The following is a 7,527-nucleotide window of genomic DNA, read 5'->3' as shown; positions in this document are numbered from 1 at the left end:
CCTCGGCACCGTCCAGGTTCTCGGACTGCCCACTCACGTCGACGGCAGGGCCGTCGGCCCCGCCACCCGCCCGCCCATCCTGGGCGAGCACACGGACGAGATCCTGGCCGAGATCGGATTCACCGCCGACCAGATCGACAACTTCCGCCAGGAGGGCGCCGTATGACCACCACACCGATTGCAGCAGAACAGGTTTCGCAGACGCACGTCGCCACGTCGGCCGCCCGCACCGCAGCACTCGCGGCGGTGGACTCGCAGAAGACCGCCGACTGGTGGAGCACCGCCGTCTCGGACATCGAACCCGACGTGATCCGATACCGCGGATATCCCATCCAGGACCTCATCCGCCACGCCACGTTCGTCGAGACCATCTGGACCATGGTGCGCGGCTCGATGCCGTCCCACGCCGAGGCGGCGCTGCTCGAGAAGGCGCTCGTCGCCGCTGTCGACCACGGACCGCAGGCACCGTCGATCGCGGCCGCCCGGATGGCCGCCACGTGCGGTGTCGGCCTGCACGGCGCGATGTCCACCGGCGTCGGGCTGCTCGGCGACGTCCACGGCGGAGCCGGCCAGCAGTGCGTCGAATTCCTGCAGCGGCTGGTCACGTCCGCCGAGGGCGGCGATCTCGGCGAGGCCGTGGCGGCCGAGGTGGCCTCCTATCGCGAGCGCCGGGCCTACGTCCCCGGCTTCGGTCACCGATTCCACACCCGCGACCCGCGCCGGGATCCGCTCCTCGAGGCCGTCCAGGGGGCCGTCGACGCCGGAGTCGTGTCCGGTCGCTACCTCGCGGCCGCGCTGGAACTGGAGGCACAGCTCTCCGCCTGCCGGGCTCGACCGGTCCCGATGAACATCGACGGTGCGACGGCCGTCATCTACGCCGAGCTCGGCTTCACCGCCGAACTCGCCCGCGGCCTGTTCATCCTGTCCCGGTCGGTCGGCGTTCTCGCCCACAGCTGGGAGGAGTCGCAGAGCGGTCGCCGCATCAAGGGCCCGATGCCGCCGCCGCTGCTCCCGACCTACGTCGGGCACCCCGAGCGTGCCTGGGGAGCCGAAGCGGAGGATGAGAACGGCCGATGAGCATCTCCGACACCGATCCCTTCCGGTCGTTGACGGCGTTGCCGCTCGACGACCCGGCCGGTTCCCCGCTGCACTACTACAGCCTCGCCGCCGCCGAGGCCAACGGCGCCGGACCCGTCGGCGAGCTCCCCTGGTCGCTGAAGACGCTCGTCGAAGGGGTTCTGCGCAATCAGGGACATCCCGAGGCGCTGCCCGAGCACGTTCTCGCCCTCACCCGCCGGGACGAGACCGCCGCTGTGCCGTTCTTCCCCGGACGTGTCCTGTTCCAGGACGCCTCCGGCATTCCGGTGCTGGCGGACATCGTTACCCTGCTCGAGCGGGCCGAGAGCGACGGCATCGACGCGTCCGCCTTCCGGCCGTCGTTGCCTCTCGATCTCGTCGTGGACCACGCGCTGGAGGTCGACGAGCACGGGCACGCCTCCGCGGCGGGCCGGAACATCGACCTCGAGTACATGCGTCACCACGACCGCTACCGGTTCCTGCGCTGGGCCCAGGAGCGCATCCCCGGGCTCCGCGTCGTTCCGCCCGGGGTCGGCATCTGTCACCAGCTGAACCTCGAGGTCCTGGCGCCGGTGGTCACCACCACCGAATCCGACGGCCTGCGCGTGGCGGCCCTGGATGCGCTGGTCGGCACCGACTCGCACACCACGATGATCAATGCGCTCGGTGTCACCGGGTGGGGCGTCGGCGGCATCGAGGCCACCGCCGCAGCGCTCGGGCAGGCCCTCATGATCCGGGTACCGCGCGTCGTCGGCGTCGAACTCACCGGCCGTCTCGCGCCGGGTGTCCTCGCCTCCGACCTGGCACTGACCCTGGCGGAACGTCTGCGCGCCGTGAACGTGGTCGGGGCGATCGTCGAATTCCACGGCGACGGACTGGGTTCGCTGTCGGTGCCCGACCGCGCCACGGTCGCCAACATGGCGCCCGAATACGGCGCCACGATGGCGTGGTTCCCCGCGGATCGCCGCACTCTCGACTACCTGTCAACCACCGGTCGCTCGCCCGAGCAGGTCCGTCTGGCCGAGCAGTACCTGACCGCCCAGGGTCTGCTGCACACCGCATCCAGCCCGGTCCCCCGTTTCGAGACGACACTGCGGATCGACCTGAGCAGCATCACGACGACACTGGCCGGTCCGTCGCGACCGCACGAAGCCCTGTCGCTGTCCGAGGTTCCCGCCTCGCGCGGCGAGTCCGGGTCGCACAGCGACGACGGCGCGTCCAGGTCGCGCAGCGGCGATGTCGCCATCGCCGCGATCACCAGTTGCACCAACACGTCCAACCCCCGCGCCCTGGTGACGGCGGGTCTGCTCGCGCGCAACGCCGTCGAGGCCGGTCTCGCTGCGGCGCCGTGGACCAAGACATCGCTGACCCCCGGATCGCGAGCGGCGGCCGACCTCCTGGAATCCAGTGGCCTTCAGGCACACCTCGACCGGCTCGGTTTCCACGTCACCGGATTCGGTTGTGGCACCTGCATGGGTAACTCCGGTCCGCTGCCTCCTGCCCCGGCCGGTTCGGATACGACCCCGGACACCGCCGTGCTGTCGGGCAACCGGAACTTCACCGGCCGAATCCATCCGGACGTCACCCACGCCTACCTCGCCTCCCCTGCGCTGGTCGTGGCCTACGCCCTGGCCGGCAACGTGCGGGTCGATCTGTCGGCCGAGCCTCTCGGTCACGCCGAGGACGGCTCGCCGGTCACCCTCGCCGACCTCTGGCCCGACGAGCAGGAGATCGACGCGCTGCTCGCCGAGCACGAAGCGGCCGCGCTCGGCCGCGGTGCGGATCGGGCGTTGACGACCGACCGCTGGGAACAGCTCGAGTACCCGCACGGCGAGCACTATCGGTGGGACGGAGAAACCGGCAGCATCCGCCGGCCACCGTTCACCGATACCGAGCTGACCGTGCCCGCAATCCACGGAGACCTGCACGCGCGTCCGCTGCTCGTGCTCGGGGACGCCGTGACCACCGACCACATCTCCCCCGTCGCGCGGGTCCTGCCCGATTCGGCGGCGGGACGCTGGCTCGTCGAACGGGGTGTCGACGAACGGGCGCTGGGCACCTTCAGTTCTCGCCGGCTCAACCACGACGTGATGGTCCGGGGTGGTTTCGCGAACACCCGCCTGCACAACTTCCTCGCACCGGATCGGGAGGGCGGCTGGACGCGGATCTCGCCGGAACAGCCGCCGGTGCCGGTCCATGTCGCCGCCGAACACCACCGAGAGCACGGCACACCCGTCGTCGTGGTCGCGGGAGAGCTCTACGGCGCCGGATCCGCCCGCGACTGGGCCGCCAAGGTGACACGGCTGCTCGGCGTTCGGGCCGTTCTCGCCCGCAGCTTCGAACGCATCCACCGGACCAACCTGGTCGCGCTGGGTGTCCTGCCGATCCAGTGGGACGGTCCCGCCCCCGAGGAGTTCGACGGGAGCGAGGAGATCTCCGTGCTCGGCCTGGACGATCTCGGGACGTCCCGCGACGTCGCGGTCCGGGTGACGCGCGCGGGCGAAATCCGGTGGGAGGGCACTGCACTGGCCCGGCTCGACACTCCGCTGGAGTACGAGTGGCTGCGTGCCGGTGGCCTGTTCGGACACCTGCTGGCCACACGGTCGCCGCTGTCGGTCTGACACGCTGTCGGGCCCGAGGAAAGCAAAAGAACGGGGCGCCTCCTTCCGGAGGCGCCCCGTTCTGCTGTGTCGCGAGCTACGTCAGGCGCGAGCCTTCTGCAGGTTCTCGTCGAGGGTGCCGAGGAACTCCTCGGTGGTCTGCCAGCCCTGCTCGGGGCCGACGAGCAGAGCGAGGTCCTTGGTCATCTGGCCGGCTTCGACGGTCTTGATGACGACGTCCTCGAGCTGCTGCGCGAACTCGATCACCTCGGGGGTGTTGTCGAGCTTGCCGCGGTGCTCGAGACCGCGGGTCCAGGCGAAGATCGACGCGATCGGGTTGGTCGACGTCGGCTTGCCCTGCTGGTGCTGACGGTAGTGGCGGGTGACGGTGCCGTGCGCCGCCTCGGCCTCGACGGTCTTGCCGTCCGGGGTCATGAGCACGGAGGTCATCAGGCCGAGCGAGCCGTAGCCCTGCGCGACGGTGTCGGACTGGACGTCGCCGTCGTAGTTCTTGCAGGCCCACACGTAGCCACCCTCCCACTTGAGGGAGGAGGCGACCATGTCGTCGATGAGGCGGTGCTCGTAGGTCAGGCCCGCGGCGTCGAATTCCGCCTTGAACTCTTCCTCGTAGATCCGCTGGAACTCGTCCTTGAACATGCCGTCGTAGGCCTTGAGGATCGTGTTCTTGGTCGACAGGTAGACCGGGTAGTTCTGCTGCAGGCCGTAGGCCAGCGACGCACGCGCGAAGTCCTGGATGGACTTCTTGTAGTTGTACATCCCCATGACGACGCCGCCGTCCTCGGGGATCTTGCACACCTCGTGCTGGATCGGCTCGCTGCCGTCCTCGGGCGTGAAGGTGATCGTGACGGTGCCGGCGCCGGGGACCTTGAAGTCGGTGGCGCGGTACTGGTCGCCGAACGCGTGACGGCCGACGATCACCGGCTTGGTCCAGCCCGGAACCAGGCGGGGCACGTTGGAGATGATGATCGGGGCGCGGAAGATGGTGCCGCCGAGGATGTTTCGGATCGTGCCGTTGGGCGAGCGCCACATCTTCTTGAGGCCGAATTCCTCGACGCGCGCCTCGTCCGGGGTGATCGTGGCGCACTTGACGCCGACGCCGTGCTTCTTGATGGCGTTCGCCGCGTCGATCGTGACCTGATCGTCGGTCGCGTCGCGGTGCTCGATTCCGAGGTCGTAGTACTCGAGATCGACATCCAGGTAAGGGTGGATCAGCTTGTCTTTGATGAACTGCCAGATGATGCGGGTCATCTCGTCGCCGTCGAGTTCGACGACCTTGCCTTCAACCTTGATCTTGGACATGTGCGCTTCGTGTCCTCCTAGGACGTTTCCTCGGCCCGAATCGACCGCACTTTGTGAGTACGGCTTCTCACTGCTCAGGGATCTGAGCATGGACGTGTTCACACGCGCGGGAACACGTGCCAAACAAGACAAGCGTACTGCTATTCGTCGGCAGCGCAAAGCGCGGGTTTCACTACCGGCCGGTAACTTTGTGCTGGTCAGCGGGGCGCACGGCCCGGCTTCCGGCCCGACGGAGCGAGCCGCTAAACTTGCCGTTCAGGTCATGAGTGCCAGCATCGAGCCCCGGCTTGCTGGTCGGCAACCCTCCGGTCAGGGTGGGGTGCTCCGGGTGAGGACCGGGCCGTTCGGCGCACAGGTCGGGCGGCAAGCCTGTACAGGGAGGTAGTGACCATGAGAGTTGTGATCATGAGCTGTCGCGCGTAGATCCGACCCGACCACCCGCCGCCCGCCCAGAAGGACATGATGACCAACACCGCCACCCCCACCGTCGTCGTCGAGGCGGCAGCGTCTTGACGGCGGGCACCGAACGGCGATACGTCGACCTTCCTCCCGAGGACGGCCGTCTCGGCCTGGTCGACATCGGCGCGCTGTCGCTGGAGAACGGTGAGACGCTCCCGAACGTCACGCTCGCGGTGCAGCGCTGGGGAGCCCTCTCCCCCGCCCGCGACAACGTCGTCCTGGTCGAGCACGCCCTCACCGGGGATTCGCACATCACCGGACCTGCCGGACCGGATCACCCCTCACCCGGGTGGTGGACCGGCATGGTCGGGCCGGGCGCCCCCATCGACACCAACCGCTGGTGCGTCGTGGCGTCCAACGTGCTCGGAGGCTGCCGCGGCAGCACCGGTCCGGGCAGCATCGCACCGGACGGCAAGCCGTGGGGGTCACGCTTCCCGCAGATCACCATCCGCGATCAGGTCGCCGCCGAGGCCGCGCTGCTCGACACGCTCGGCATCGAGACCCTCGCCGCCGTCACCGGCGGATCCATGGGTGGCATGCGCACGCTCGAGTGGATCGTGACCCATCCGGACCGGGTCCGGGCCTCGCTGATCCTCGCCGTGGGCGCCCGCGCCACCGCCGACCAGATCGGCACCCAGACCACGCAGATGGCCGTCATCACCGGCGACCCCGACTGGCAGGGCGGCGACTACTACGGCACCGGACGCCGCCCGGACGCGGGACTGGGCATCGCGCGCCGCATCGCGCACCTGACCTACCGCACCGAGGAAGAACTCGACTCCCGCTACGCGAATTCGCCTCAGGCCGACGAGGATCCGTGGCAGGGCGGACGGTACGCCGTGCAGAGCTACCTCGAACACCAGGCCGACAAGCTGGTGTCGCGGTTCGACCCCGGCACCTACGTCGTCCTCACCGAGGCCATGAACCGCCACGACGTCGGGCGTAAACGGGGCGGAGTCCAGGCTGCGCTCGCCGCTTCCCCGGTTCCGACGATCGTCGCGGGCGTCAGCTCCGATCGGCTGTACCCGCTGCGGCTGCAGCAGGAGATCGCCGACGGGCTGCCCAACTGCGACGGTCTGCGGGTCCTCGAATCGCGGGACGGGCACGACGGATTCCTCACCGAGGCCGACGCCGTCGCCAAGCTCCTGGTCGAACTGATGGACCTGGTCGAACGCGGCTAACCGGTTCCGAGAGGGTCGATCGAGACGGCAAGCGCCACGATCGCCCCTCCCACCAGGAGCATCGCCGCGACATCGAATCGTTTGCCGCGCACGGCCAGCACCCCGACCTGCTCGGGCGCCAGCGCCCACCGCAGCACACCCGCGAGGATCACGGCGCCGCCGAACACGAACGCGCCGCGCCGCCACCGGTCCGCGAGCACCAGCACCACCGCGGCGGCGATGACCACGGTCACCGCCACCAACGGCAGGTTCCGGCGGGCGAACCGCATCCAACGGTCCATCCGAGTCGCCTGATTCCGGATCAGAGGCCGGCGAGCTGCTCGGCCCGCTCCACCACGTTCGTGAGCAGGAAAGCACGGGTCAGCGGACCGACACCACCGGGATTCGGCGAAATGAACCCGGCGACCTCGCGCACATCGTCGGCGACGTCTCCGCGCAGACCGTCCGCGGTGCGGGAGACACCCACGTCGAGCACCGCCGCGCCCGGCTTGACCATGTCCGCGGTGATCAGACCGGGCACACCGGCCGCCGCGACGACGATGTCGGCGCGCTCGACCTCGGCCTTCAGATCCTTGGTCCCGGTGTGGCAGAGCGTCACGGTCGCGTTCTCGCTGCGACGGGTGAGCAGCAGGCCGATGGGACGGCCGACGGTGACGCCACGGCCGACGACGACCACGTGGGCGCCGGCGATCGGAACCTCGTAACGGCGCAGCAGGTGCACGATGCCGCGCGGGGTGCAGGGCAGCGCAGCCTCCTTGCCGAGCACGAGGCGGCCGAGGTTCACCGGGTGCAGGCCGTCGGCGTCCTTGTCCGGGTCGATGCGCTCGAGCGCGGCGTTCTCGTCGAGATGCTTGGGCAGCGGAAGCTGCACGATGTAGCCGGTGCACGCG

General features: G+C 69.5%; 6 protein-coding genes and 1 riboswitch. Of the genes, 3 read left to right on the top strand and 3 right to left on the bottom strand.

Annotated elements, in window-relative coordinates; genetic code table 11:
• Positions 1–162: 162 nt before the first annotated feature.
• Together I0Q12_RS23645 and I0Q12_RS23640 are read left to right on the top strand one after the other, a co-directional pair.
• Entirely contained in the window at positions 163–1,077 is a 915-nt protein-coding gene (locus tag I0Q12_RS23645; protein ID WP_197255279.1) for a citryl-CoA lyase, read from the top strand.
• Positions 1,074–3,698, top strand: coding sequence for an aconitate hydratase (locus I0Q12_RS23640; RefSeq protein WP_197255277.1), 2,625 nt, complete (start codon positions 1,074–1,076; stop codon positions 3,696–3,698). The genes I0Q12_RS23645 and I0Q12_RS23640 overlap by 4 nt, the downstream gene beginning before the upstream one ends.
• Positions 3,699–3,779: 81 nt before the next feature.
• On the opposite strand, the gene I0Q12_RS23635 is transcribed toward I0Q12_RS23640, so the two are convergent.
• Complete coding sequence (locus I0Q12_RS23635) at positions 3,780–4,997, bottom strand: NADP-dependent isocitrate dehydrogenase (protein ID WP_197255275.1); 1,218 nt, start codon at positions 4,995–4,997, stop codon at positions 3,780–3,782.
• 258 nt (positions 4,998–5,255) lie between these two features.
• Positions 5,256–5,373: riboswitch (SAM riboswitch) on the top strand.
• Positions 5,374–5,506: 133 nt separating this feature from the next.
• Here I0Q12_RS23635 and I0Q12_RS23630 point away from each other — a divergent pair.
• On the top strand, positions 5,507–6,637 hold the full coding sequence (locus tag I0Q12_RS23630; protein WP_197255273.1) for a homoserine O-acetyltransferase: 1,131 nt from the start codon (positions 5,507–5,509) through the stop codon (positions 6,635–6,637).
• On the opposite strand, the gene I0Q12_RS23625 is transcribed toward I0Q12_RS23630, so the two are convergent.
• Together I0Q12_RS23625 and I0Q12_RS23620 are read right to left on the bottom strand one after the other, a co-directional pair.
• Entirely contained in the window at positions 6,634–6,918 is a 285-nt protein-coding gene (locus I0Q12_RS23625; protein WP_197255271.1) for a DUF3017 domain-containing protein, read from the bottom strand. The genes I0Q12_RS23630 and I0Q12_RS23625 overlap by 4 nt on opposite strands.
• 20 nt (positions 6,919–6,938) lie before the next feature.
• Positions 6,939–7,527 (bottom strand): tetrahydrofolate dehydrogenase/cyclohydrolase catalytic domain-containing protein (locus I0Q12_RS23620; RefSeq protein ID WP_231611299.1); only part of this gene is annotated, 589 nt, incomplete at its 5' end.

This window comes from Rhodococcus sp. CX (assembly GCF_015865005.1).
GTDB lineage: Bacteria > Actinomycetota > Actinomycetes > Mycobacteriales > Mycobacteriaceae > Rhodococcus.
The sequence above is the reverse complement of the archived record's forward strand: the minus strand, read 5'-3'. Positions and strand labels throughout refer to the sequence as shown.